Below are 23,532 nucleotides of genomic sequence, written 5' to 3' on the forward strand. Positions count from 1 at the left end.
GTTTTTATAGAAACTCAAAGGTACTTAAAAAGACAAAAACTTTAACTCTACATTTGTAGAACTCACTTTTTTATTCTATGTTTGTAGAGTAAAAACAAATAACGATGCAATTATCTAAAACCGAAGAGCAATTAATGCAGTATTTATGGAAACGTAAAAAAGCATTTTTAAAAGATTTATTAGACGATTTCCCTGAACCAAAACCAGCAACAACAACAGTTGCAACTTTGTTAAAGAGAATTAAAGACAAAGGTTTTATCGATTATAAGTTGTTTGGGAAATCGAGAGAATATTATCCCATCATCAAAAAGACAGATTATTTTTCGAATCATGTAAATGGGTTGATTAAAAATTTCTTTAACGATTCTGCTAGTCAGTTTGCTTCTTTTTTTACGAAAGAAACTAATTTAACAACTCAAGAATTGGAAGAATTAAAAAAGGTTATCGATACTCAAATTAAAAATCAAGAAAAATGATACTATACATATTAAAATCGGCAACTTGTTTAGCCTTGCTTTTGGCATTTTATCACTTGGTTTTAGAGCGAGAAAAAATGCATAATTTTAATCGTTTTTACTTATTAGGAAGTGTATTATTTTCCTTTTTAGTGCCTTTGTATATTATTTATATTGATGTTGCTCCTCTTGTTTTAAAAGCGACACCAACAACTAGTTTTTCTTATCCAACAGAAATAACTCCTGAAATTATAATTGAAAAATCGATTGATTATACACTCATATTTATAGGTATTTATAGTCTTATTTCATCAATCTTATTCATTCGATTTGGAAAAAATTTATTTCATATTATTCAAAAAATAAGAAAGAACAAACAAGTAAAGTATCAAAAAGCGGTTTTGGTTTTGGTTGATGATGCAATCTTGCCTCATACTTTTTGGAACTACATTTTCATCAACAAAAAAGATTATGAAAATCAAAAAATAGAACAGGAATTATTTACACACGAATTGACACACGTAACTCAAAAACACACATTAGATGTTTTGTTTTTAGAATTTCTTCAAGCTATTTTCTGGATAAATCCTTTCTTTATTTTACTTAAAAAAGCAGTTCAATTAAATCATGAATTTTTAGCAGATGAAACTGTTATCAACCAAAATAAAAATACTATTCAATACCAGCATTTATTACTGAATAAAGCTGCTTGGAAAAACGACTATTACTTGGCCAGTAATTTGAATTATTCACTTACTAAAAAAAGATTAAAAATGATGACAACACAAAGTTCCCAAACCAAAATTTGGATTAAAAAGCTGGCAGTAATTCCACTTTTAGCAGGTTTTATTTTCCTCTTTGCAGAAAGAGTTGAAGCGCAAGAAATTATTGAAATTAAAGAATATATAGATACTCCAATTAATGATTTACAAATTGAAAATTTAGACCCAGAAGATATTAGGGTAAAACTAAAAGACATAAATTCATTACAAATCATCTATTTAGATAAAGACACTATCATTGAAAAAAGTATTGCTTCTAAAAAACAAATGAATGAATATAAGCTGCTTTTAAATGAAGGAAAAAAACATAATATCTACAAATTAAAGAATATTAATAAGATGCAAACTATATATAGTTTGATGTCCAAGAAGCAAAAGAATTCTGTTCAAAATATATCTGAAATAATTCCTCCACCTCCACCACCAAAAAATAATACTTCTAAAATAAAGGAAACGAAAAAAATTGAAGAAATTGATGAACTTTTTAAATTATCCAAAATTCAAAAAGATTCATTGTATAAATACAAAAAAATTAATAGTTATTATGAAGCCATTAGAAATAAAAAACCACATTATGTAGATAGTGATGAAGAACGTAAAGAAATATTAGAAGGAATATTTTCAGATCTTGGTTCTAGGTATTTTAATCTTTCTAAAGAAGATAAAAAGAAAGCAAAAAGACCAGTGCTTCCTCATGATCCTTATGTAAGATTAAGAAAAAACAACAAAGTTTTCTACAAATTGAAGAAAGATTTAACTGAAGAAGATAAATTACTAATTCCACCTCCACTACCTGTTCCTAATGCAACTAAAGAAGAAATTGAAAAAGCTAAAAATGCTTACGAAGCTTGGAAAAAAAGAACTGGAAATGACTTTGCTCCTCCACCTCCACCAAAGAAAAAGCAAGAAGCAAATAAAAATATAAAGGTTGAAGAAAATTCTATAGCTGATTTTAATATCGAATTTGAAAAATCTGATAATTTGATAAAAATGAAATGTTTAAAAGGTTGCAATTGGAAAACTTTAAATTTCACAATGAACGAAAACAAAAATAAAGTTATCAATAGAATTGGTATGAATGAAAGCGAAAAAAGTGAGTTTATATTTTTCATTCAGAATAAAAATAATAAAATACAACTGAAAAGTATGAAAGGAACTGCTTGGGAAACTTTGGAATTTACTTTAAACAACAAAGCAAAAGTTAACCAATTTGGCGTAACTGCCTATTAACCTTAAAAACATCGATTTTATGCTAAATTAATTTCAGGTAATTTCGATGTTTTTTTATGTAACAATTTCAATTTTAAAGCGTTGTATTTGTATAAATAAAAACTAAACTGTGCTTAAAAATTTCTTTCTTGTCTGTTCTGGAGTCGATAAAAACCTAATTAACGAATGTTCTAATGGCGAACAAAATAAATACGCTGGTATTGGAGCCACTGTTTTTTTTACAGCAATTATGGCAACCATTGCAGGCAGTTATGCTTTATTTACTGTGTTTGATAATTTGTTTGCAGCTATTTTCTTTGGATTGATTTGGGGGCTTTTAATCTTTAATTTAGATCGTTTTATAGTTTCGACAATCAAAAAGTCAGATTCTAAATTGAAAGAATTACTACAAGCTGCTCCAAGAATTGTCTTAGCGATTATTATTGCTGTTGTAATTTCTAAACCTTTAGAATTAAAGTTGTTTGAGAAAGAAATCAATCAAGTTTTATTGACCAAAAAAAACCAAATGACTTTGGATAATAAAACGCAAATAGCCCAACAATTTACGCCAGAAATTTCAAAAATAAATTCAGAAATTGAGGTTTTAAAACAAGAAGTGATTGGCAAAGAAAATGAAACCAATACTTTGTATGAAACCTATATTGCAGAAGCTGAAGGTACAAAAGGAACTAAAAAATTAGGAAAAGGCCCTGTTTACGAAGAAAAAAGAGCCAAACACGATGCTTCTTTATTGGCTTTAAATCAGTTGAAAAAAGAGACTCAAGAAACCATCAAAGAAAAAGAAACAGCCATTGCTGTTTTAGTGGAAAATCAAAAATTAGCGGAAACAAAATCGCAACCTATTATTGCTAATTTTGATGGATTAATGGCAAGAATAAATGCACTTGGAGAATTACCTTGGTTAACTTCCTTCTTTATTTTCTTATTGTTTTTGGCTATTGAAACTTCGCCCATTATTGCAAAACTTTTAGCGCCAAAAGGCGAATACGATTTTAAGTTAGAGGAAAAATTATCGGCTGTAAAAACTTGGGCTACGCAACAAATGCAGCAAAGAGAACAAATGTTGCAGGCAGATATTGCTATAGATAATAAAGTGTATAAAGATATTACTGCAGATGATGATTTGTATAACTACAAACAAAAAATGGCAAGAGAATTAATGAAACTACAAGCAGATTCTTTTTATAAGAAACAACAAAAAATGTTATAGAAAAGTCTTCAGATTCTAATAATGACTACAAATTCAAACAAGTTTAGCCCAGATTGAGGCATTTGTTTGAGCTCTTTTTGCCTTTTTGGGCAAAAAAGCGAGTGCTGAAAGCTGGAATAGCTTCAAAAAAAACTTAAAAACTTGGGATATTTGTAGTGTAAGATCCCGATTTTTATCGGGATTTGTTCAACTAACATTTTTAAAATTAGCTTCGCTTATTTAAAAATTAGTTTCACAAAAAAAAGCGTCCCATTTAAGGGAAGCTTTCCATTGGTTAACAAAACCAAAGACATTTTTTAAAAAAAATGCCAAAACAACACAACTAAATGTTACTTCAACAAAAAGCAACACACAAATATACGTTGTTTTTGTAAATTCTAAAATAAATATCATTTTTTTTATAATTTTCGCAATTGACTATTTGTAGTTACATTGTATCTTTGTGGCTTAATAAAATCAGAAAATTTAAAGACCAAATGCAATTATCAGAACAAGAAGTTGTACGTAGACAAAAGCTTACAAAATTAAGAGATTTAGGTATTAATCCTTATCCAGCAGATTTATTTCCTGTAGATTCAAACTCAAAGGAAATAAAACAGGAATATGTAGAAGGAAAACAGGTGGTAATTGCTGGTCGTTTAATGGTGATTAATATTCAAGGAAAAGCTTCTTTTGGACAATTGCAAGATGGTGAAGGTAGAATTCAGTTGTATTTTAATAGAGATGAAATTTGCGAAGGTGAAGACAAATCTATGTACAATGATGTCTTTAAAAAATTATTAGATCTAGGAGATTTTATTGGTGTTACTGGTACTCTTTTTACTACTAAAGTTGGTGAAAAAACAGTAATGGTTAAGGAGTTTAAAATGTTATCTAAATCTTTAAAACCTTTGCCAATTCCTAAAGTAAAAGATGGTAAAACATACGATGCTTTTACAGATCCAGAAATGCGTTACAGACAACGTTACGCAGATTTGGTGGTAAATCCAAAAGTAAAAGAAGTGTTTATTAAAAGAACAAAATTGTTTAATGCAATGCGTTCTTTCTTTAATAACGCTGGTTATTTTGAAGTTGAAACACCTGTTTTACAGCCAATTCCTGGAGGTGCAGCTGCAAGACCTTTTATAACGCATCATAATTCTTTGGATATTCCTTTATATATGAGAATTGCCAATGAATTGTATTTAAAAAGATTAATTGTTGGTGGTTTTGATGGTGTGTATGAATTCTCTAAAAACTTTAGAAATGAAGGAATGGATAGAACTCATAATCCTGAATTTACAGCCATGGAAATCTATGTATCGTACAAAGATTATAATTGGATGATGGATTTTTGTGAGCAACTTTTAGAGCATTGTTCAATTGCTGTAAATGGAACTTCAGAAGCTACTTTTGGCGAGCATAAAATAGATTTTAAAGCTCCTTATGCAAGAGTAACCATGGCAGATTCTATTAAACATTTTACCGGTTTTGATATTACTGGAAAAACCGAAGATGAAATTAGAGCTGCTGCAAAATCAATGAAAATTGAGGTTGATGAAACCATGGGGAAAGGAAAATTAATTGATGAAATTTTTGGTGAAAAATGTGAAGGAAACTACATTCAGCCAACTTTTATTACAGATTATCCTAAAGAAATGTCTCCACTTTGTAAAGAACATAGAGACAACCCAGAATTAACAGAGCGTTTTGAGTTAATGGTTTGTGGTAAAGAAATTGCAAACGCGTATTCTGAATTAAATGATCCAATTGACCAGCGTGAGCGTTTTGAACATCAATTAAAATTAGCTAAAAAAGGAGATGATGAAGCTACCGAATTTATTGATGAAGATTTCTTAAGAGCTTTAGAATACGGAATGCCTCCAACTTCTGGAATGGGAATTGGAATGGATAGATTAATTATGTTTTTAACCAATAATCAATCGATTCAAGAAGTGCTGTTCTTTCCTCAAATGAGACCAGAGAAAAAAGCGCCTTCTATTGAATTAAATGATGATGAAAAAGCAGTTTTGGCAATGATTACAAAAGCAGAAAAAATAGAATTAAACGAATTGAAAACGCAATCTGGTTTATCGAACAAAAAATGGGATAAAACCATTAAAGGTTTAACGAAGAAAGATGTTGCCAAAGTTTCTAAAACTGAGGAAGGTTTGTTTGTAGAAATTATGTAATAATTTCTAATACTGAACTTGTTTCAGTATCTTCCAAATTAAAATAATTAAAAAGGAATTACAGCAATGTAGTTCCTTTTTTTTATGCTGATAAATTGTTTTTCAAAGTTTAAAATCAAAAGAAAAATAAATTTTTAAAAATAAGACAAAAGTCGTATATTTGAAGTCAAATGTATTTTTATTATGGATTATAAAAAAAACACTTCCAATTTTGCTGTGGTTAATGAAGCGATAAATAGTTATGTAACAAATTTAAATACAGCGTCTATCTTTAATTTCAATAAAGAAAATAATTCTTTTTCAGATTTTTTTGATAATAAAATGCTTGTTATTCAGGTTATTAAAAAAGGATTGCCTTATAAAATATTTAATGCTATTAAAAAAATAATTCCTTTTACGGAAGATGAATGGGCAAACTATTTAAATATTTCTAAAAAATCCTTACAAAGATATAGCAATGACAAAAATCATTTATTTAAACCAATTCATACAGAAAAAATTATAGAATTGGCAGAAGTTACCAATTTTGGTAAAGATGTTTTTGATTCTACAGAACAATTTTATTTGTGGTTAAATACACCATTATTTGTCTTCAATAATTTAAAACCTTCAGAACTTTTACAAGATTCTTATGGTAAAGAATTGGTGATGGAAGAATTAAACAGAATAGAGCATGGAATTTTTGGCTAATGAAGCTTTTTAGACTATCCAAGAAAAAATACGCAACTGCTTTTAATGGAAAAGGTGCAGCAAAATCTAACAACAGATGGAACTCTAAAGGCACAGAAATTATCTACACAGCAGAAAGCAGAGCTTTAGCCATGGCAGAAGTTGCAGTTCATGTAACAATGGCGACTTTACCAAAAGATTTTGTGATGCTTACTATTGATGTTCCTGATGAAATTGAAATCAAAAAAATTGATTTGAAAGATTTAGATGAAAACTGGAATATGATGTTACCAAATTCTAAAACTAAAAAAATTGGCGATGTATTTATTGATGATTTGGAATTCTGTATTTTAAAAGTACCTTCTGCAGTTGTGAAAGGCGATTTTAATTATTTGATAAATCCGCATCATAAAATGTTTAAAAAGATTAAAATAATTGATGTAACCAATTTTCCTTTTGATAAAAGAATCTTTCAATAAAAAAGCAATTTCGTAAAATTTTAAAGGATATTTGTCCGATAAATAATTTTGAAAACCCATCAATGGAAACTTACAAGAAAATAATTGAAGACATTTATTTAGAATTAAAAAATGTTGATGACATAGGTAAAGTTGCCAATTATATTCCTGAATTAGGAAATGTAAACGACAAAAATTTTGGAATTCATATTACTACAATTGATAAAAATTCTTTTGGAATTGGCGATCATGAAAAAAAGTTTTCCATACAAAGTATCTCTAAAATTTTATCTTTAACCTTAGCCTATAAATTAGAAGGAGAAGCTTTATGGGATAGAGTTGATGTTGAGCCTTCTGGAAATCCTTTTAATTCTTTACAGCAATTAGAATCTGACAAAGGAATTCCTAGAAATCCGTTTATAAATGCTGGAGCTATTGTTATTTCAGACATTTTAGTTGGACATTTTAAAAATCCAAAGGAAGATTTTTTGAGTTTTTGTAAGGGCATTTCTAACAATCCAACCTTAAATTATTCTGAGAAAGTTGCGCAATCTGAAAAGAAAACTGGCTTTAGAAATAAAGCACTTTGTAATTTTATAAAATCTTTTGGTAATATTAAAAATGATACAGAAAAGGTTTTAGATTTTTATTTTCATATGTGCTCTTTAAGAATGAGCTGCAAAGATTTATCTGAAATATTTCTTTATTTGGCAGACGATAATTTTTTGTGTCAAAAAGGAAAGAGAATCCTCACAGAAAGTCAGGCAAAGAGAATTAACGCAATTATGCTTACTTGTGGTTTTTATGACGAATCTGGCGAATTTGCTTTCAGAGTTGGTTTACCAGGAAAAAGTGGTGTTGGTGGTGGTATTGTAGCTATTCATCCAGACAAATTTTGTATTACAGTTTGGAGTCCGAAATTAAATGTAAAAGGTAACTCTTATAAAGGAATGTTGTTTTTGGAAAAGTTTACATCAAAAACTGAATCCTCAATTTTTTAGGAGTTTTTTTGTAGGTTTCAATTAAAATGATGAACTTTCTGCTTTCAATCAAAACTAAATGATATGAAAGCATTTGAAATTTATTGTTTTTATTCTTTAAAGATGCTAAAAATAACAATGGTAATTACATGTTAGAAGAATCTTGGAATATTGCTGTTATTGGAAATGATTTCGATTTATAAGGACATCAAAAAAAAAAGAACTATTCTAGCAACACCTATGGCTATATGATTTCATCAGTAAAAATAATACTATAAATGAGTGACAAAATAATAGATTTATTTGAAGAAATTTTTACGACACATAAAGAATATTGTGGAACTGTTATTGAAACTCACATTCAAAAACTAAAGGAATTAGATACATATCTACCTCCAATGCAATCGTTTTTTATTGTTACCAATACAACTACACAAAAATATCCTTTTATCAGTAAAAACTTCGAATACACACTTGGTTTGGATAGAGAAAAAATGACTACAATAGGTGCTCCTTATTGGTTTTCTCATTTTCATCCAGAAGACATTCCTATTTGGATGCGCGCTTTAAACGACTTAATGTTGTTTACAATGACAGAAGTTCCGATTGAAGACAGAAGTAAATTAAGTTATACTTGGAATTTTAGAGTAAAAAATAATAAAGACGAATATTTGAATGTGTATGAGCATCAAACACCAACTTATTTTGATGAAAATGGGAAACCAATTATTGGAATTGCGCATCAAAGTGTTATTGGTGGTGATGAAAAGAGACCAATTATTGCAACAGTAAAAAAATTAAATAAAAAAAATGAGTATGAAACTATTTTTTATAAAAATTACTCACAAAAATTACTCACAGTTTCTTTAACCAATAGAGAAAAGGATATAGTTAGGTTGTTGGCATTAAACAATACTACCAATCAAATTGCTGAAAAATTGCATATAAGTCCACATACAGTAAGTGCGCATAGAAAAAATATTTTAGCAAAGTTAAATTTCGATTCTACTAAAGAATTAGTACAGTATTGTTTGGTAAATCTTTTGTTTTAAAGATTTTAAACTAAAAATTATATAAAAGCAAAGAGACCGTAAAAACGGTCTCTTTTTTTGTGATTAAAAATCACTCATGATAGATAGTCCCCCAACTTTCCATCAAATTTTCAGGTGTGATTAACACACAACTTCAATTTTATGGTCTACAATTTCCTTTATTAGGAATTATAATTATATTTTTTTTCTTTTATTTCAGTAGCAATATTGTTTATAGACTCAATAACACCTTCAAAAATTTCAGTTTTCACAAAGCTACTTACTTGTAAATTCTTTTTTTTGGAATAGTAATCGAACAAAAATTTTTGTATTAAAACTCTTGAACCTAAGCCAAATAACTTCTTAAAAGTTGTTAAAAACAAAGCAAATATAGTAGATAAATTGTTAGTAATCAAATCTATATTAATACTTCTTTTCTTTAACGCTACAACACTCACTACAACTGAGATTACGTAAAAATTTATGTTCTTAACTAAACTACTTCTTCTAATAATTCTGAATAAATACTTACAGCTTTATGTCTAGCTCTTTTAATTCTCATTTTAACAGCACTTTCACCAATGGCTAATGATTCTTTAATTTCTTTAATACTTATATCATCTTGATATTTCATTAATAGAATCATTTTATCTTTTGGCTCCATCAACTCCAAAGTTCTTCCCAATTTTTCTGATTTTACTGCAAATAAATCTGTCTCTTCTATATTCATAGAAACATCATCATCTTTAATAACATCAGTTACCACTGTAAATTTCTCTTTTTTCTTGTAGCTATTTCTTTGAACATAATTTACACAAAAATTATAGGTAAAAGAATATAACCAAGTAGAAAATTTAGCCTTTCCTTTAAAAGTTTTCAATTTTAGGAACAATCTAATAAAAACATCGTGTGTTAAATCTTCTGCCTCTTCTTTACTATTTGCAAATCCATAACATTTATTAAACACAACTTTAGAGAACCTGTCATATAAAACAGCAAATAATTGTGAGTTGTTTGTTTCAACTATTTCAAAGACTAACTCTTCGTCTGTCAATAAATATGCAAAATTTGTTTTCAACATGTATTATTTTTAAAACAAAAAAAGTAAAAAAATCAGGTTTCATATTTAAAAATAAGTTAGACTGTACTAAAAACACGTTGAATGTTTTATTCATTACTTTAAAATGTTTGTCACTTTAAAACATCACTTAAAAAAAAATAAACCTTTTTTGTAACATTTATTTAAAAGCTTACGTATAAGTAATTGTAACGATTACATTAATCTTATAAAGTTATAGCAAATTAAATGAGACAACTTAAAATTACCAAGCAGGTTACGAACAGAGAAACTGCTTCCCTAGACAAATATTTACAAGAAATTGGTAAAGTAGACTTAATTACTGCAGATGAAGAAGTGGAATTGGCACAGCTTATTAAAGCTGGAGATCAAAGAGCTTTAGAGAAATTAACGAAAGCCAATTTACGTTTTGTGGTATCTGTTGCAAAACAATATCAAAACCAAGGTTTAACATTGCCAGATTTAATTAATGAAGGTAATTTAGGTTTAATTAAAGCTGCAAAACGTTTTGATGAAACTCGTGGTTTTAAATTTATTTCTTATGCAGTTTGGTGGATTCGTCAATCGATTTTACAAGCCTTAGCAGAACAATCTAGAATTGTACGTTTACCTTTAAATAAAATTGGTTCTATTAATAAAATCAATAAAATGTATGCGTTTTTAGAGCAAGAAAACGAAAGACCTCCAAGTCCTGAAGAAATTGCGAAAAAACTAGACATGACAGTGAATGACGTAAAAGAATCTATGAAGAATTCTGGACGTCACGTATCTATGGATGCTCCTTTAATTGAAGGTGAAGATTCAAATTTATACGATGTTTTAAACTCTGGTGAATCTCCAAATCCAGATCGTGTTTTATTACATGAATCTTTAAGAATTGAGATTAACAGAGCTTTAGAAACACTTACACCAAGAGAAGCAGATGTTGTAAAATTATACTTTGGTTTGGGTGAACACCAACCAATGACTTTAGAAGAAATTGGTGAAACTTTCGATTTAACAAGAGAACGTGTTCGTCAAATTAAAGAAAAAGCAATCCGTAGATTAAAGCATACATCTAGATCTAAAATTTTAATGACGTATTTAGGCTAGCAATCGCAGATTGCATTAGTTATCTCACTCTTACTTTTAAATAAGTGTGAAAATATTTAAAACTCTCGAATTCATTTTCGGGAGTTTTTTTATTTGAAGCTATTTCCAGCTTTCCTCTGTATCTTTTTATGCGAAAAAGCATAAAAAGGATGTCGTTTCAATCTGGGCTAAACTTGTTTGCCAACTAACTGATAATTTTTAAAAATAATATTATTTAAATAATCCAGCCCTTAAAGGGTTCAAAACCCTTTAAGGGCTTTTTTGAAAACTGTTTAGAACAATCTTTTGAGTTAATTGTCCTTTAAATACTGTAATAAATAAATTATATTTACAGGATAAAAGTAGTATAGAAAGTACTATATCACGTTTATTTTACGTAATAGGTGTAGTAAAAGTTACTTTATAACGAGTTGGGCAATATTAAAACAAAAAATATGAAGAGAATTTCAATAATATTTTTTACATCTATTTTACTTATAAATTGCAAAAAGCAACCGGAAATTAATATTGAATACTTGACTGAAAAATTCAATCAAAGCATCGAAAATACTCACACAGTTGAATATAACATTCAGAATATAATGACATTTTCGAATGGAAAAGTCTGGGATAATGAAGGATTTGCAGTTCTTAACAAAGACAAAAATGATACAATTTTTGGATTTTCATTTTATGGAATAAGACATGACATTAATCAATCATCCATTTACAAAGACGGAATTGGATTTCAAATCTCAAATAAGAAAAATAATTTTAGACAACTAAAAGGAGGTTTACATTTTTTAGGGAGTGCAGGTGGTCAAATGGTTTATAAAGACTTTTTTAAATTAGATACTGTTTATAAAAACGTTCAGATTTCAGAAACAGAATATAGTTTCATATTAGAATATAAATTTGAAAATGATTTAAAAAATAAAATAACGAATAAGACAAAAAAATTAGAATTAGATAAAAGTTCATTCTTACCAAAAAAAGTCACAATCGCTTTACAGCCAGATTTTGGAAGTAAACAATCAACAATTTATATATTTAAAAATCTAAAAACAAATGAAAATATTGAGAAAAACGTAAATGATTATATTGAAGATTTAAACAAATTTGAGTTAATTAAGGAAGAAAAATCCAAACCTAATGCTTTATTAAAAAAATCATTACCTGAAATTTCATTGAAAAATTTATTTCACGAAAATGAAACTATTGAAATAAAGACAGATAAAATCACATTAATTGATTTTTGGGAAGTTTGGTGTGGACCTTGTATTGCTTCATTTCCAAAAGTTGAGGATTTAAAAAATAAATTTTCTTCCAAATTGAACATTGTTGGAATAGTTACAGAAGACAAAGAAAATGCAGTAAAATTAGTTAAGAAAAAAGGAACTTCTTTTTTAAATTTAATTGGAAATAAGGAATTAAAGAAAACATTTAGCGTGAATAGTTGGCCAAGGTATTTTTTAATCGATAAAAATGGAATAATTCAAAAAGAATATTTCGGATTTTCAGAACAAATTGAAAAAGATATTGAAGAACTAATCCGAAAATAAAAACATTGCCAACATCCGAATATAACAAATAAAATTTCTAACAATAATTCTTAATTAAAAATATAAAAGCATTAAAAATCACTAGAATTGTTAGTGCTTTTTTTGTTCCAAACTCAAACTCTTTTAAAAGCATCCTTTCTTAAAAAAGTATTCCTTTCTTAGTATCTTTGCAAAATACAAACTACACAACAAATAAAATGAGTAATTTAATTGCACCCTCAGTTTTAGCAGCAGACTTTGCCAATCTTCAAAGAGATATAGAAATGGTAAATAATAGTGAAGCAGATTGGTTTCATATCGATATTATGGATGGCGTTTTTGTGCCTAACATTTCTTTTGGAATGCCAGTTTTAAAAGCGATTTCTAAACACGCTAAAAAAACAATTGATGTACATTTAATGATTGTAAACCCTGATCAATACATCCAAACATTTGCAGATTTAGGCGCAAATATTTTAACAGTACATTTTGAGGCTTGTACTCATTTGCACAGAACAATTCAGGCTATAAAAGCTGCAGGAATGAAAGCTGGAGTTGCTTTGAATCCTCATACACCAATTGCAGTTTTAGAAGATGTAATTGCAGAATTAGATTTGGTATGTATTATGAGCGTAAATCCTGGTTTTGGAGGCCAATCTTTTATTGAAAACACGTATAAAAAAGTAAATCAGTTAAGACATTTAATTGAGTTTTCTGAATCTAATTGTCAAATTGAAATTGATGGTGGAGTTACCAATTTAAACGCAAATAAATTAATTGAAGCTGGAGCCAATGTGTTAGTTGCAGGAAGTTATGTTTTTGGTGCAGAAAACCCCACAGAAACTATTGCAGATTTAAAAAATATTGTTGGATAAGAATTACACTTATTCAATATCAAAAAAATAAGCCACAAATTATAATCCTATTAATTTTCTTGTAAACTAATTCCAATTTAGAAAAAAGTATTGTACACTGTAATCGATATAGAAACCACAGGAAATGGCCCAAAAGGTCAAAAAATTACTGAAATATCCATTTTTCTTTTTGACGGAAAAAAAGTGTTGGATGAATACACAACACTTGTAAACCCTGAGCAAAACATTCCGCCTTTTATTACTAATTTAACAGGTATTACAAATGCCATGGTTAGAAACGCACCCAAGTTTAGTGAGGTAGCAAAAAAAGTGGAAGAAATGACGAAAGACACTATTTTTGTAGCTCATAATGTAAACTTCGATTATAATATTATCCAAGACGAATTTAAGAGTTTAGGGTTTCCTTTTGTTCGTAAAAAACTGTGTACAGTTCGTTTAACAAGAAAAATTGTACCTGGTTTAAATTCTTACAGTTTAGGAAATATTTGCATCAGTGAGAAAATACCTATAAATGGCAGACACAGAGCAAAAGGAGATGCAGAAGCAACCACAGAATTGTTTAGAAGATTAATTGAAAGAGATACTAATTTTACCATTAATTCTTTTTTAAATCCACGTTCTAAACAAGCCACTTTACCTCCACTTTTAAACAAAAGTGATGTTGATAATTTACCAGAAACTTTTGGCGTTTATTTTTTTAAAAACAGTGCAAAAGAAATTATTTATGTTGGAAAAGCTAACAATATAAAGCAAAGAGTAATCAGTCATTTTTACGATAAAAAGAAAAAAGAAAGAGAAATGTGTTTGGAAACTGCGCATATTTCTTTCACGGAAACTGGTAGTGAATTGCTGGCTCTTTTGTTGGAATCAGCAGAAATTAAACACAGATATCCAAAATATAATTATGCCCAAAAACGCAGTAAAGATGCTTTTGGAATTTTTACATACATAGATCAAAAAGGAATTATACATTTAGCTTACAACAAACTAAAATTAGCTCCAAATCCAGTAATTAATTTTAATTCAATTGGTGAGTGCAGAACTTTTTTAGAAACTTTATGTATCGATTTTAAATTATGTCCTAAATATTGTCATTTACAAACCAATGTTACAGATTGTTCTGAGCATATTTTAGATGAATGCCAAGGTATTTGTTGTAATCAAGAAACTGCTGAAAATTATAATTCTCGAGTTCAAGAAGCTATAAATTCTATCAATTTTAATAAACAAAACTTTATTTTAAAAGAAACAGGAAGATCTGAAAACGAAATTGGTTTCGCCTTAATTTTAAACGGAATTTACAAAGGTTTTGGCTATATAGAAACGCAACAATCTGAACAATTAGAAAATCCTGAAGACTATCAATTTTTTGTAGAACCTCAAAAAGACAATAACGATATTCAAAAAATTATCGCTTCTTATTTAAAGAAAAAAGTAGCTTTAACAGCTTAAAACTGAAGTAAGAAAACCTTTTTTGAATTACGGATATGCATTTACCCAAACTTCACCATCAGAAAAATGTTCCTTTTTCCAAATTGGGACACTTTCCTTTAAAGTATTAATAGCAAATTCGCAGGCTAAAAAAGCTGCTTTTCTGTGTTTAGAAGAAGTTGTAATGATTACTGGAATATCGCCAACTTGCAACACTCCTTCTGCATGATGAATGGCTATTTTAAATATATCAAACTTTTCTAAAGCCAAATCTGCAATTTTTTGCATTTCTTTAATTGCCATTGGTTTGTAGGTTGAGAAATCTAATTGCGTAACTTCTTTTCCTTGAGTATCGTTTCTTACAGTGCCAATAAATGCCGAAATTCCTCCACAAAAATTATCTTCTACAAAACTGTAACATTCTTGTAGATTTAATTTTTCTGATGTGATTTTTATGGATGTTTTAATCATATTTATAAATACTAAAATAGCTATAAAATACTGAAACAAGTTCAACACAAGGCAAAAATAGTAAAACAAAGTTGTATTTTTGCAACTGAAATTTAAAACCAAAAGTTCTCGATACAATTTCGATGAAAAATCGAAATTAGAAGAATTTACTATCCATCAATTCAATGAAAAATATCTTTAGAATTATTAGTTTTTTAGAAGGCGTTTCTTACTTACTTTTATTATTTATTGCAACACCAATTAAGTATTTACAAGGAGATGCATCGTATGTAAAAATGCTAGGAATGCCTCATGGAATCCTTTTTATGCTTTATATTGTTTTGGCAATTGTGATTAAAAAAGAAATGAATTGGAACAACAAAACTTTGGGAATTGTTTTAATTGCTTCTGTAATTCCTTTTGGTACTTTTTATGTTGATAAAAAATATATGCAGCATTAGTTTTCTGTAGAAAAAGTTTTGACACAGAGATTCACAGAGCAAAAAACAGAGAGTCACAGAGAATTTTTGTCCAACAATTTCAAATAGAAAATAGTATAAATAACATAAGAGTATTTTCCCTTTGGGAAGATTAAGATGGGCTTTCTTTTATCCTCCACTTACAGGTGGAATAATCGCAACAATATCTCCATTTTTCAGGGTTAAAGCATCCTCTGCATATTCTTCATTTACAGCAATTGCGTACGAATTTAAGTTTTCTAACTGTGGGAATTTACCTTTCAGCATCAACTTAAAATTAGCGACAGAACTATTTTCATCAACAGAAATTTGTAGTTCTGAATTTTGAACCAAATCTGCAGTTATTCCAAAAAAAAGTGTTTTTATATTCATCTAAAAAAATCATTAAAATAAGCTGGCTCTAAAGACCAAGCCACTTTCATTAATATTCCCATAATTTGCGTTCACGTACTCTAATCGTAAAAAGCGGTATTTACCAAAACCTAGATTTGCCAAACCAACTGAATATTCAGAATAAGGATTTTTATCAGCCATCAACAACACTTTTCCACCAACTATTAAATGGAAATTTAGCTTATTCACTAAAGGAATTTTACCTAAAACAGAGCCTTTAAAATCATGTTCCATATGCATTTCTGCATATTTGTCATTTGTATAAAATTTATAATATTCCAATAAATTAAAACTGTTTAATTCTCTATCAATAGGAAATAATAATTGATTTCCATTAGCTTGCAACTTATCCATAAAAGCAATATTTTTTTGCTTCAAAAAAGCACCTCCTCTAAGTTGATACGCAAAATCGCCAAAATTACCCGCTGTAATATTCTGCCTAATATTCGCAATAAGCAAATCTGAATTTAGCTCAGTATTACTTGCTCCAAATCTTTTAGTATAATTTACACTTACAGTTGGGTATTTGTCATTACCCTGATTAACTTTCATATCTGGATAGCTTAAATATTTTTGACCAAACACAAAAGTTGTTCCTAAAGTTAAAGTTGCAATATTGTGTTCTGTAAAAGCACTATTTTCAAAATCTGTTGGATTTAAAGGGTTGTTAGAAGTATATCCATTGGTATCTTGTTTTGCAAATGAATAGTCTGTAGTATTAAAAAGTGGTGTTCTTTTTGCATATTCTAAAGAACCAAAAAAGTAAATCCCGTTTTTAATTTCTTCTGAATACTGAACTTCTGTATATGTTTTTTCATAAATTTTCATATAATTTTCTCTATAAAAAAGAGAAGTAATTGTATTGTTTAATTTAAAAATCGGGGCTCTTCCATTAAACTGTGGTGTTACAATTCCTCCAGAAATAGTCAATCTAGGTTTCGAAAAATTATCCCATTTTTTAGAAAAATAAAATGTTGGTCTTAAACGTTTATCAGAAAAACCATAATTAGCATTGATGCCTGCACTCCACCATTTCCCTTCTTCATTTAAAGTTTTGAAATAACTAAAACCAGCAGATGTATAAAAACCCTGAACCGTATTAAAACCCGTTCTTAGCATAGGTCCATTATAAGAAAACGACCAATTTTCATAAGAATTACGAAACGTATAACCTGTTATAGGATCAAACAAGCCAAATTTATTGCCTTGTAAATCTAAAGAATCTAAATATTTTTTAGATTTTCTAATTGTTTTAATACTATCTTTTAGAGAATAATCTTCAGTTTCTTCTTTTGTAAGTGGCACAGGTCTTAACGTATTCCAAAAAGTTGTATCTTTTTTTGTGGCATCTTTTTCAAAAGACAATACTTCGTTTGTAAACGTATTTTCGGTAAAATCAGGCTTAAAATTATAATCTGAATACACATAAGAAAATTTACCTTTTGGCTTAAAACCTAAAAATTTAATATCAAAATCTATGGTTTGCCCAATTAAAACCCACGCATCTATTTTATCTGAATAATTATAGGTTTGTTTTAATCCTAAAGAATTTACAAAAGGAAGGTTTACTTGTTTTCCTGTGGTTGTTAAATCAGAGCCATACAAAGCCCAATCATCTTCTACAATATAAATTGAACCTTCAAAAATTCGGTCGTTTTTACGTTTTGGCAACACATTAATTTTATTAATCAGTTTCCCATTATTATCATAAAAAGTTCCTTCTAATTTATAATTGTAATAGCTAAAAGCATTGCTAGAAATTGGCGAAACCAAATCGTTAAAAACTTCGATACTATTTTCATATAAATCGATATTTGAATCTTCTGCCCTATTAAAACTTACGCCATTATCTTCTCCAGAAACCTTAGAAGCTACAATTTTTTCCTTAAATTTTTTGGGTGATTTTTGAAAAGAAATGTTCGAAAAAGTTTCTGACAAATAAATAATACCACTTCTTGTAGAATCTAAACCACCACCAAAATCGCCCATACTTATTCCTACAAACTTTTCTGGAGCATCTTTAATTCTAGTTAATCCACGAGAATAAAATTTGGCTGTATAATTTGAATATTTGTCGGTGTTTTTATCTTTATTTTCAATAACATTTCTAATAATTCTGTTGGCTGGGTTGTCTTTTGTTGATATTGAAATTTCATTTAATTGAATATCTTCTTCTTCTAACTGTACATTTAATTCAAAAGGAAAAGCAGTAATAGCAACCTTTTTCTTGATTGTCTTATACCCTAAAAACTGAAAAACAATTGTGTAATTTCCTTTTTTGTTGATGTCTAAAACATATTCTCCAGCATCATTAGAAGTAGTTCCTGTAACAGTTTTATCTAAATAAATACTTACAAAAGAAAGAGGTTCATTTTTAACATCTGTTATAATCCCTTTAATCTGTGCAATTTGTATGGACGATATAAAAAGGAAAATTAGAAAAGTAATTTTTTTCATTTGATTGATTTTCTTTATGGAGAGTAAATTTAAAGTTTCTCTTATTAGTAATCGCTGAAATTTTGTTAAACAATTAAAATTAATTGATTAAAGTAAAGACGCAGATTCATCTTAAAAAGTTGTCTCCTACATATAACTTAAAAAATGTAATTCTCAAAAGACTAGTATTTTAAAATTTAACAAAATGCTATTAAAAATCATTTTTTAAAAGCTTAAAATAACTTTACCCTTTATTTTTAAACCTTATCTTTGTTTGTCAAATTAAAAACAAATTTAAGCATGAGCGATTCTAGAAAAAGACACGAAGCTTTATTATATCACGCAAAACCTAAACCAGGAAAAATTGAAGTTGTACCTACTAAAAAGTATGCAACTCAGCACGATTTAGCATTAGCCTATTCTCCAGGAGTTGCAGAGCCTTGTTTAGAAATTGCTAAAGATAAAAACAATGCTTACAAATATACTGCTAAAGGTAATTTAGTAGCTGTAATTACAGATGGATCTGCAGTTTTAGGTTTGGGCGATATTGGTCCAGAAGCCTCAAAACCAGTAATGGAAGGAAAAGGTTTGTTATTCAAAATTTTTGCTGATATTGATGTTTTTGACATCGAAATAGATTCTAAAAATGTAGAGCATTTTATATCGACAGTAAAAGCAATTGCACCTACTTTTGGTGGTATTAATTTAGAAGATATAAAAGCGCCAGAAGCTTTTGAAATTGAAAGACGTTTAAAGGAAGAATTAGACATTCCTGTAATGCATGATGATCAACATGGAACTGCCATTATTTCTGCTGCTGCTTTAAAAAATGCGATTGAAATCACCAAAAAAGATATTACCAAAGTAAAAATGGTGATAAATGGTGCTGGAGCTGCTGCAATTTCTTGTACACGTTTGTATTTAGAATTGGGTGCAGTTAGAGAAAACATTGTAATGTGCGATAGCAAAGGAGTTATCAGAAAAGATAGAGACAATTTAACCTCTCAAAAAGCTGAATTTGCAACGTCTCTAGATTTGCATACGCTGGAAGAAGCAATGCAAAATGCCGATGTTTTTATTGGTTTATCTATGGGAAATGTGGTGACACCAGAAATGTTGTTATCAATGGGGAAAAAACCAATTGTTTTTGCAATGGCGAATCCTGTTCCAGAAATAGATTACGATTTAGCAATAGCAACCAGAGATGATATTTTAATGGCTACAGGAAGATCTGACCATCCTAACCAAGTAAATAATGTTCTTGGTTTTCCGTTTATTTTTAGAGGTGCTTTAGATGTTAGAGCCACTAAAATTAATGAGGAAATGAAAATGGCTGCTGTGCATGCTTTAGCAGATTTGGCTAAAAAAACAGTTCCTGAACAAGTAAACATTGTGTATGATGAAGTTAGTTTGGCTTTTGGTCCAGAATATATTATCCCTAAACCTTTTGATCCAAGATTAATTTATGAAATTCCACCAGCAATTGCAAAAGCTGCAATGGATTCTGGAGTTGCTTTAGAACCTATTACAGATTGGAATAAATATAGAGAAGAATTAATGGAACGTTCTGGTTCTGGTAGTAAAGAAATTAGATTGCTGCACAACAGAGCAAAAAGTAATTTAAAGCGTATTGTTTTTGCTGAAGCTGATCATTTAGATGTTTTAAAAGCAGCACAAAGAGTACATGAAGAAAAAATAGGAATCCCTATTTTATTAGGAAGAAGAGAAGTAATTCTGGAACTGAAAGAAGAAATTGGTTTTACAGATGATGTGCCACTTTACGATCCAAAAACAGATGAAGAGGAAAAACGAAGAGATCGTTATGGAGAAGCGTATTGGAGAAGCAGACAACGAAAAGGTAGAACATTATCGGAAGCAAAAAAATTAATGCGCGAGCGTAATTATTTTGGTGCAATGATGGTGAATGAAAAAGAAGCTGATGCTTTAATTACAGGATATTCAAGACCTTACCCTTCAGTTGTGAGACCAATTTTAGAGCTGATAGAAAAAGAAAAAGGAGTTTCTAAAGTTGCTGCTTGTAATTTAATGTTGACGAAACAAGGTCCAATGTTTTTAGCAGATACTACTATTAACATCAATCCTTCTGCAAAAGATTTAGTAAAAATTGTACAGTTAACAACTAATTTAACAAAAATGTTTGGTGTAAAACCAAATGTAGCCATGTTATCTTTTTCTAACTTTGGATCTTCCACACATGAAACTTCAACGAAAATTAAAGAAGCTGTTACCTATATGCATCGTAATTTTCCTGATATGGTTGTAGATGGAGAAATTCAAGCAGATTTTGCTTTAAATTCAGAAATGTTGGCGAAAGAATTTCCTTTCTCTAAATTGAATGGTAAAAAAGTAAATGTGCTAATTTTCCCAAATTTAGAATCTGCGAATATTACCTATAAACTTTTAAAAGAATTAGAAGGTGCAGAATCTATTGGTCCTGTAATTTTAGGATTAAGTAAAGCTGTTCACGTTTTACAATTAGGAGCTAGTGTAGATGAAATGGTAAATATGGCAGCTTTAGCAGCTGTAGATGCACAACAAAAAGAAAATATGGTTTAGTATTTTAAACAATATATTTAATATTTAAAAAGGCTTGCAGACCAATTGGTTTGCAAGCCTTTTTTGTATTTGTATTTTGTGTGAATTTGATTTTTTTTAAATACTTTTATAAATGAATTATCTTTACAAGATAACAGTAGTATAAAAAACATCCTATCCTGTTTAATTTATGGGGGTATATTTAATAGGTGTATTATACAAGGAGTTATAGCACTTTAAACCAAAATCGCTTAATAAAGGAAAAATGAATATTGATTTAAAATTTTTAGAACCATATTTAATATATATTGTTTTTGGTTTCATCAGTCTATTGATTTTATACATAAGAAGTTTTGTTCAAGAAAGCGCGAAAATATCAGCGCTAAAAAAAAGGAACAAAGAACTTGTAGAAGAAACGGAATCTATAAAAAAAGAACATCAACTCGATATCTCAAAAAGAAAATATCAATATGAAAGTAAAAAAGACCAATATTTAAAATTTTATAGATTAATTGACTCTTTTACTTCCGAAGCTAATATCTCAATGCAGGAAAAATTAATCCCAATCTTAGATACTTTCTATTCAAATTTTCTTAATGCATCAACTTCGAATATCGTTGGAGCCGAAAATAAAGCTATTACTGAAATGTCTAGTCAAATGCAGAAAATATCATTTGATTCAGTGGCTGAATTATCTAAATTGAGACAAGAAACAAATACTATAAAAGTAATTGCAAGTAAAGAAATATTACAAAAATTACGATTATTAGAATTATCTTATGAAAAGATAACTGACAAATCTAATGAAATGATGAGTGCTTTACCTGAATTAATTATTGAAAATAATCAAGACAAAATTAACGAATATCAAAAAGAAATTGAATTCTCAGTAAAAGTAAGCAATTCTATCAATGACGATATAATTGAATTAATGAGAAAGGAATTAAACGAAATATAAATAACAACGCACAACATCTACATTTAACAAATAGCAATTCAAAAAAGACTATAAAATCTCTCCTAATAAAATCTTTTTCACCTTTTTAAAAGTTAATCCAAACCTAAATTAAAAATCGAGATTTAGTCTAAACATCAAAAATAAAATAATCACGAATGAATTGGATACTATTAATAATTGCAGGCCTATTTGAAGTGGCTTTTGCTGCTTGTCTTGGAAAAGCAAAAGAAGCAACAGGAATTCAAACAACTTATTGGTACATAGCATTTTTAATTTGTTTAGGAATTAGTATGGCTCTTCTTGTAAAAGTAACGCAAGAACTACCAATAGGAACTGCCTATGCAGTTTGGACAGGAATTGGTGCTGTAGGAACTGTTTTAATGGGGATTTTTGTTTTTAAAGAGCCAGCAACATTTTGGCGTCTCTTTTTTATTATGACATTAATTATTTCAATTATAGGATTAAAAGTGGTTTCAAATTAAGTTGTTTTTTATAAAGTAAAAGCTTTGGAAAACAAATTATCCTAGACTTATTTTAGGAACTAAAAATAAAACCCATTTCTAAAAATTTTCAACTATTCTACAAGTACTTTCTCATTTTTAAAAAGATCTTTTAACTTTTTATTAGTATTTCTAAAAAGGGAATGCAACAAACCTAAAATAAATTATTACTTTAGTCGCCAAGAAAAAAGATGAATGATTACACAAGTTAGAGGAAGGTTGGTAGAAAAAAGTCCAACAGAAGTAGTTGTAGATTGCAATGGTGTTGGGTATTTGCTACATATTTCACTAAATACTTTTTCTAGTTTGCCTGCAGATGAAAATGTAGTTTTATACACACATTTATCCATAAGAGAAGATGCACACACACTATTTGGTTTTATCAGCAAAACTGAAAGAGAGGTTTTTAAACTTTTAATTTCGGTATCTGGAGTTGGGCCAAGCATTGCAAGAACCATGTGTTCTTCTATGACAAGTGAGGAAATTCAAAATGCAATTGCATCAGAAAATGTAGCTGTAATTCAGTCTGTAAAAGGAATTGGCGCAAAAACTGCACAAAGAGTTATTGTAGATTTAAAAGATAAAATCTTAAAAACCTTTGATATTGATGCAATTTCTTTCGCAAAAAACAATACTAATAAAGATGAAGCGTTATCTGCTTTAGACGTTTTAGGGTTTAATAGAAAACAATCTGAAAAGACTGTAAATGCTGTTTTAAAAGAAAATCCTGAAGCTAGCGTAGAAAAAATCATAAAACTAGCTCTAAAAAACTTATAAT

21 protein-coding genes are annotated in these 23,532 nt (G+C 28.7%); 17 read left to right on the forward strand and 4 right to left on the reverse strand.

Annotated features, from left to right (window positions below):
* Positions 1 to 104 precede the first annotated feature (104 nt).
* The 8 genes from LPB03_RS07750 to LPB03_RS07785 all read left to right on the forward strand — a co-directional run bounded on the left by LPB03_RS07750 (position 105) and on the right by LPB03_RS07785 (position 9,007).
* Positions 105 to 476, forward strand: coding sequence for a BlaI/MecI/CopY family transcriptional regulator (locus LPB03_RS07750; protein ID WP_065317763.1), 372 nt, complete (start codon positions 105 to 107; stop codon positions 474 to 476).
* Positions 473 to 2,467 carry a M56 family metallopeptidase gene (locus LPB03_RS07755; protein ID WP_065317764.1) on the forward strand — a complete coding sequence of 665 codons (1,995 nt, stop codon included), beginning with the start codon at positions 473 to 475 and terminating at the stop codon, positions 2,465 to 2,467. The genes LPB03_RS07750 and LPB03_RS07755 overlap by 4 nt, the downstream gene beginning before the upstream one ends.
* A gap of 109 nt (positions 2,468 to 2,576) precedes the next feature.
* The gene (locus tag LPB03_RS07760) at positions 2,577 to 3,677 is read left to right on the forward strand and encodes a DUF4407 domain-containing protein (protein WP_065317765.1); all 1,101 of its coding nucleotides are present in this window, start codon (positions 2,577 to 2,579) and stop codon (positions 3,675 to 3,677) included.
* 476 nt (positions 3,678 to 4,153) lie between these two features.
* On the forward strand, positions 4,154 to 5,848 hold the full coding sequence (gene lysS / locus LPB03_RS07765; RefSeq protein ID WP_065317805.1) for a lysine--tRNA ligase: 1,695 nt from the start codon (positions 4,154 to 4,156) through the stop codon (positions 5,846 to 5,848).
* Positions 5,849 to 6,031: 183 nt separating this feature from the next.
* Positions 6,032 to 6,538 (forward strand): Xre family toxin-antitoxin system antitoxin, encoded by a 507-nt coding sequence (locus LPB03_RS07770; protein ID WP_065317766.1) that lies wholly within the window; start codon positions 6,032 to 6,034, stop codon positions 6,536 to 6,538.
* Positions 6,538 to 6,996 (forward strand): RES family NAD+ phosphorylase, encoded by a 459-nt coding sequence (locus tag LPB03_RS07775; protein WP_065317767.1) that lies wholly within the window; start codon positions 6,538 to 6,540, stop codon positions 6,994 to 6,996. Before LPB03_RS07770 ends, LPB03_RS07775 begins: the two co-directional genes overlap by 1 nt.
* A 62-nt stretch (positions 6,997 to 7,058) precedes the next feature.
* Positions 7,059 to 7,976, forward strand: coding sequence for a glutaminase (locus LPB03_RS07780; RefSeq protein WP_065317768.1), 918 nt, complete (start codon positions 7,059 to 7,061; stop codon positions 7,974 to 7,976).
* Positions 7,977 to 8,233: 257 nt separating this feature from the next.
* A complete protein-coding gene (locus tag LPB03_RS07785) occupies positions 8,234 to 9,007 on the forward strand; it encodes a LuxR C-terminal-related transcriptional regulator (RefSeq protein WP_065317769.1) in 774 nt (257 codons plus the stop codon).
* A gap of 472 nt (positions 9,008 to 9,479) precedes the next feature.
* Here LPB03_RS07785 and LPB03_RS07795 read toward each other — a convergent pair whose 3' ends face one another.
* Positions 9,480 to 10,067, reverse strand: coding sequence for an RNA polymerase sigma factor (locus LPB03_RS07795; protein ID WP_065317771.1), 588 nt, complete (start codon positions 10,065 to 10,067; stop codon positions 9,480 to 9,482).
* 225 nt (positions 10,068 to 10,292) lie between these two features.
* On the opposite strand from LPB03_RS07795, the gene LPB03_RS07800 reads away from it, so the two are divergent.
* The 4 genes from LPB03_RS07800 (at position 10,293) to LPB03_RS07815 (ending at position 15,003) form a co-directional block, all read left to right on the forward strand.
* On the forward strand, positions 10,293 to 11,156 hold the full coding sequence (locus LPB03_RS07800) for a sigma-70 family RNA polymerase sigma factor (RefSeq protein ID WP_015482077.1): 864 nt from the start codon (positions 10,293 to 10,295) through the stop codon (positions 11,154 to 11,156).
* 434 nt (positions 11,157 to 11,590) lie between these two features.
* Positions 11,591 to 12,697 (forward strand): TlpA family protein disulfide reductase, encoded by a 1,107-nt coding sequence (locus LPB03_RS07805; RefSeq protein ID WP_083186931.1) that lies wholly within the window; start codon positions 11,591 to 11,593, stop codon positions 12,695 to 12,697.
* Positions 12,698 to 12,894: 197 nt separating this feature from the next.
* Positions 12,895 to 13,551, forward strand: coding sequence for a ribulose-phosphate 3-epimerase (gene rpe / locus LPB03_RS07810; RefSeq protein ID WP_065317773.1), 657 nt, complete (start codon positions 12,895 to 12,897; stop codon positions 13,549 to 13,551).
* A gap of 90 nt (positions 13,552 to 13,641) precedes the next feature.
* Positions 13,642 to 15,003 carry an exonuclease domain-containing protein gene (locus tag LPB03_RS07815; RefSeq protein ID WP_065317774.1) on the forward strand — a complete coding sequence of 454 codons (1,362 nt, stop codon included), beginning with the start codon at positions 13,642 to 13,644 and terminating at the stop codon, positions 15,001 to 15,003.
* A 27-nt stretch (positions 15,004 to 15,030) separates the two neighbouring features.
* Here the strand turns inward: LPB03_RS07815 and LPB03_RS07820 are convergent, their stop codons facing one another.
* Positions 15,031 to 15,453, reverse strand: coding sequence for a molybdenum cofactor biosynthesis protein MoaE (locus LPB03_RS07820; protein ID WP_065317775.1), 423 nt, complete (start codon positions 15,451 to 15,453; stop codon positions 15,031 to 15,033).
* Between the two features lie 164 nt (positions 15,454 to 15,617).
* On the opposite strand from LPB03_RS07820, the gene LPB03_RS07825 reads away from it, so the two are divergent.
* On the forward strand, positions 15,618 to 15,893 hold the full coding sequence (locus LPB03_RS07825) for a DUF3817 domain-containing protein (RefSeq protein ID WP_065317776.1): 276 nt from the start codon (positions 15,618 to 15,620) through the stop codon (positions 15,891 to 15,893).
* A 147-nt stretch (positions 15,894 to 16,040) separates the two neighbouring features.
* Here the strand turns inward: LPB03_RS07825 and LPB03_RS07830 are convergent, their stop codons facing one another.
* Both LPB03_RS07830 and LPB03_RS07835 read right to left on the reverse strand, forming a co-directional pair.
* Positions 16,041 to 16,283, reverse strand: coding sequence for a MoaD/ThiS family protein (locus LPB03_RS07830; RefSeq protein WP_065317777.1), 243 nt, complete (start codon positions 16,281 to 16,283; stop codon positions 16,041 to 16,043).
* A gap of 12 nt (positions 16,284 to 16,295) precedes the next feature.
* Positions 16,296 to 18,761: a DUF5686 and carboxypeptidase regulatory-like domain-containing protein gene (locus tag LPB03_RS07835; RefSeq protein ID WP_065317778.1), complete on the reverse strand. Its 2,466-nt coding sequence runs from the start codon at positions 18,759 to 18,761 to the stop codon at positions 16,296 to 16,298.
* Between the two features lie 279 nt (positions 18,762 to 19,040).
* Here LPB03_RS07835 and LPB03_RS07840 point away from each other — a divergent pair, with 279 nt between their 5' ends.
* From LPB03_RS07840 to ruvA, 4 genes are all read left to right on the forward strand, one after another.
* Entirely contained in the window at positions 19,041 to 21,317 is a 2,277-nt protein-coding gene (locus tag LPB03_RS07840) for an NADP-dependent malic enzyme (RefSeq protein WP_065317779.1), read from the forward strand.
* A gap of 244 nt (positions 21,318 to 21,561) precedes the next feature.
* Positions 21,562 to 22,254 carry a hypothetical protein gene (locus tag LPB03_RS07845; RefSeq protein ID WP_065317780.1) on the forward strand — a complete coding sequence of 231 codons (693 nt, stop codon included), beginning with the start codon at positions 21,562 to 21,564 and terminating at the stop codon, positions 22,252 to 22,254.
* A 155-nt stretch (positions 22,255 to 22,409) separates the two neighbouring features.
* Complete coding sequence (locus tag LPB03_RS07850; protein WP_065317781.1) at positions 22,410 to 22,736, forward strand: DMT family transporter; 327 nt, start codon at positions 22,410 to 22,412, stop codon at positions 22,734 to 22,736.
* A 213-nt stretch (positions 22,737 to 22,949) separates the two neighbouring features.
* Positions 22,950 to 23,531 (forward strand): Holliday junction branch migration protein RuvA, encoded by a 582-nt coding sequence (gene ruvA, locus LPB03_RS07855; protein ID WP_065317782.1) that lies wholly within the window; start codon positions 22,950 to 22,952, stop codon positions 23,529 to 23,531.
* The last annotated feature ends 1 nt before the right edge of the window (position 23,532 follow it).

Origin of the sequence: Polaribacter vadi, assembly GCF_001761365.1 — a bacterium.
In the GTDB taxonomy this organism is placed as follows: domain Bacteria; phylum Bacteroidota; class Bacteroidia; order Flavobacteriales; family Flavobacteriaceae; genus Polaribacter; species Polaribacter vadi.

What these genes read in the sequence shown, in the direction of transcription:
- LPB03_RS07845 (WP_065317780.1), top strand. Translation starts at nt 21,562, where the DNA reads ATGAATATTGATTTAAAATTTTTAGAACCATATTTAATATATATTGTT.
- LPB03_RS07785 (WP_065317769.1), top strand. Translation starts at nt 8,234, where the DNA reads ATGAGTGACAAAATAATAGATTTATTTGAAGAAATTTTTACGACACAT.
- LPB03_RS07805 (WP_083186931.1), top strand. Translation starts at nt 11,591, where the DNA reads ATGAAGAGAATTTCAATAATATTTTTTACATCTATTTTACTTATAAAT.
- LPB03_RS07850 (WP_065317781.1), top strand. Translation starts at nt 22,410, where the DNA reads ATGAATTGGATACTATTAATAATTGCAGGCCTATTTGAAGTGGCTTTT.
- LPB03_RS07840 (WP_065317779.1), top strand. Translation starts at nt 19,041, where the DNA reads ATGAGCGATTCTAGAAAAAGACACGAAGCTTTATTATATCACGCAAAA.
- lysS (WP_065317805.1), top strand. Translation starts at nt 4,154, where the DNA reads ATGCAATTATCAGAACAAGAAGTTGTACGTAGACAAAAGCTTACAAAA.
- LPB03_RS07770 (WP_065317766.1), top strand. Translation starts at nt 6,032, where the DNA reads ATGGATTATAAAAAAAACACTTCCAATTTTGCTGTGGTTAATGAAGCG.
- LPB03_RS07835 (WP_065317778.1), bottom strand. Translation starts at nt 18,761, where the DNA reads ATGAAAAAAATTACTTTTCTAATTTTCCTTTTTATATCGTCCATACAA.
- LPB03_RS07775 (WP_065317767.1), top strand. Translation starts at nt 6,538, where the DNA reads ATGAAGCTTTTTAGACTATCCAAGAAAAAATACGCAACTGCTTTTAAT.
- ruvA (WP_065317782.1), top strand. Translation starts at nt 22,950, where the DNA reads ATGATTACACAAGTTAGAGGAAGGTTGGTAGAAAAAAGTCCAACAGAA.
- LPB03_RS07795 (WP_065317771.1), bottom strand. Translation starts at nt 10,067, where the DNA reads ATGTTGAAAACAAATTTTGCATATTTATTGACAGACGAAGAGTTAGTC.
- LPB03_RS07820 (WP_065317775.1), bottom strand. Translation starts at nt 15,453, where the DNA reads ATGATTAAAACATCCATAAAAATCACATCAGAAAAATTAAATCTACAA.
- LPB03_RS07800 (WP_015482077.1), top strand. Translation starts at nt 10,293, where the DNA reads ATGAGACAACTTAAAATTACCAAGCAGGTTACGAACAGAGAAACTGCT.
- LPB03_RS07830 (WP_065317777.1), bottom strand. Translation starts at nt 16,283, where the DNA reads ATGAATATAAAAACACTTTTTTTTGGAATAACTGCAGATTTGGTTCAA.
- LPB03_RS07755 (WP_065317764.1), top strand. Translation starts at nt 473, where the DNA reads ATGATACTATACATATTAAAATCGGCAACTTGTTTAGCCTTGCTTTTG.
- rpe (WP_065317773.1), top strand. Translation starts at nt 12,895, where the DNA reads ATGAGTAATTTAATTGCACCCTCAGTTTTAGCAGCAGACTTTGCCAAT.
- LPB03_RS07750 (WP_065317763.1), top strand. Translation starts at nt 105, where the DNA reads ATGCAATTATCTAAAACCGAAGAGCAATTAATGCAGTATTTATGGAAA.
- LPB03_RS07780 (WP_065317768.1), top strand. Translation starts at nt 7,059, where the DNA reads ATGGAAACTTACAAGAAAATAATTGAAGACATTTATTTAGAATTAAAA.
- LPB03_RS07825 (WP_065317776.1), top strand. Translation starts at nt 15,618, where the DNA reads ATGAAAAATATCTTTAGAATTATTAGTTTTTTAGAAGGCGTTTCTTAC.